This is a genomic window from Neobacillus niacini (assembly GCF_046591715.1).
In the GTDB taxonomy this organism is placed as follows: domain Bacteria; phylum Bacillota; class Bacilli; order Bacillales; family Cytobacillaceae; genus Neobacillus; species Neobacillus niacini_L.
The window spans coordinates 1-2181 of record NZ_JAWVNQ010000031.1; the positions used below are offsets into that span (position 1 = coordinate 1).

Annotated in this window: 1 protein-coding gene; it reads left to right on the forward strand. The window is 40.2% G+C overall.

All coding sequences use genetic code 11. The features are described from left to right. Positions 1–536 precede the first annotated feature (536 nt). Positions 537–2087 carry a group II intron reverse transcriptase/maturase gene (gene ltrA / locus SFC47_RS25710; RefSeq protein ID WP_411257376.1) on the forward strand — a complete coding sequence of 517 codons (1551 nt, stop codon included), beginning with the start codon at positions 537–539 and terminating at the stop codon, positions 2085–2087. Positions 2088–2181 lie beyond the last annotated feature (94 nt).

The window sequence follows — 2181 nt, forward strand, 5'->3', positions numbered from 1 at the left end:
TCTTTTTGTGCGACGGGCAGTCGCATAGAGTGTTGACTCAGTCAACACTCTTCTTTTCATTATCTGAAAAGAGACGTCATTTCGATGAAACGACTTGGAGAAGATAATGAATTTGAATCCCAGATGGTGAAAATCCATACCCAAGGAGACTGACCTAGCTTGGGAAGCTTAATCTAGGGCAACACCGTGAGGTGTTGTCTGAAGGAGATGCGGAAAGTCGAGAGACCCGTAGGCGAATATGTAGACCCTAATGCAATAAGTGTGAAGCACAGCGGCGAGATAAGTTGGCGACTTTTCGAAAAGTGAGGAAGCCCACTCAGGAGGCATTTTTCTTTAGAAGTCAGAACGGGAAAATGTGACTTATAGCGTGATGGTGCAGGGTATGCTTATAAGGGAAATGCGATGACCCCGTGAGGACTCCACCTTACCGAACAGGCAGGGTTCTAGTCTATAAGGGTAATCCGAAGTGACGAAGAACTGGTGGAGTAGTCAGACATTCTCATAGTACGGAAGTAACTAGATGACCAGAACATCAAGTGAACGGAAGGGGAATGACCTATGGCTCCAAGTCATGGACAAGATGTAATGCCAACAATCATGTTACTGCGGTAAAACCGTTTGAATGTACATCAAGGAAAGGCGTGGAATATGCAATGAATCAAGAGTGGAAATTTAAACTACACAGCGTCTATGGACAAATATTGTTCGACCGAAAACTAACCCAAAGCTTCGAACAAGTAAAAGCGAACAAAGGAGCAGGAGGGATAGACGGAGAAACGATAGAAAGCTATGACGCTAAACTAGAAGAAAACATCATGACACTTCTAGGAAAATTAAGGTTGAAGACCTATCAAGCTCAGCCAGTTAGGAGAGTATACATTCCGAAGAAGAACGGAAAGAAACGTCCACTGGGAATTCCAACAATTGAAGACCGCATTGTCCAACAAAGTGTGGTGAATGTGCTTCAGCCAAAATTTGAAGATAATCTATTTCATAACTGGTCAGTAGGTTATAGACCAAATCGTGGAGTTCAAAGAGCTTTACAAATAATCCTTTGGAATATTGAACAGGGGTACAATCATATTTACGACTGTGACATAAAAGGATTCTTTGACAATATACCCCATAAGAAACTCAATGGAGTTCTTAAGAAGTATGTTTCGGACCGTACGGTCCTAGGCTTGATTGAACAATGGCTTAAAGCTGGGCACATGGAAGAAGGAAAACTTATTCACTCGGATTATGGAACACCTCAGGGCGGTGTAATTTCACCACTTTTGGCAAATGTATACTTAAATGAAATGGATTGGGAATGGGACTTGAATAATATTCGTTTTGTCCGCTATGCAGACGACTTTCTGCTCTTTGCAAAATCAAAAGAGGACATTAAGAAAGCTGCTTCTATCACTAAGGATAAGTTGAATGAACTTGGACTAGAAATTTCTAAGGAGAAGACAAAAATCATTGACTTTAAGAAAGATGATTTTGATTTCCTAGGCTTTACCTTCCATCATTGGAGAGGAGGAAAGAAAGATAGAAAGCCTGTCTTTCATGTAACTCCTAAAGAAGATTCAATCAAAGATTTTCGACTTAAGATAAAGGATAAGACCCGCAAAACACTCACGCTAAGTAAAGAAGAGTGGATTGAGCGTGTGAACCCAATTATCAGAGGGAAAGTCAATTACTACCTTACAATTGTTAAAGCGATAAAAGAAAATATAAAGTTAGGTAGTACAAACCACTGTATTACAAGATGGGTTCGAAGAACCCTTACCTCTCTAGATGGTTATATAAGAAGAAGGTTAAGGGTGGCTTTTATTCATAAACATCCTACTCAAAGAAAAGAGAAAAAGATGCGAAGTCTCTGGAATAAAGCCTTCTTTCTCAAAATTAATCTGATTCCTACATACTGGCTTTATTTAAATAAGGCATATGGGTACACAAAGGAACAGTATCTAAATGAGATGTCCAGTAAGGCAAAAAGTGACCTCAAGAATAAAATCAAGCGTGCAAAAGCAAAAGGTGAGGAGTATTATACACCTCACCGCCTCCAAAAGATGCAAAATGCCTGGAATGCATTCTCTTGATAGAAGTTGTAACATATTGGTAAGCCGTATGCCTTAGTAGGGCACGTACGGTTTGATAAGGGGGAAGCCTTGAGAGAGGTTTCCCTACTTTATT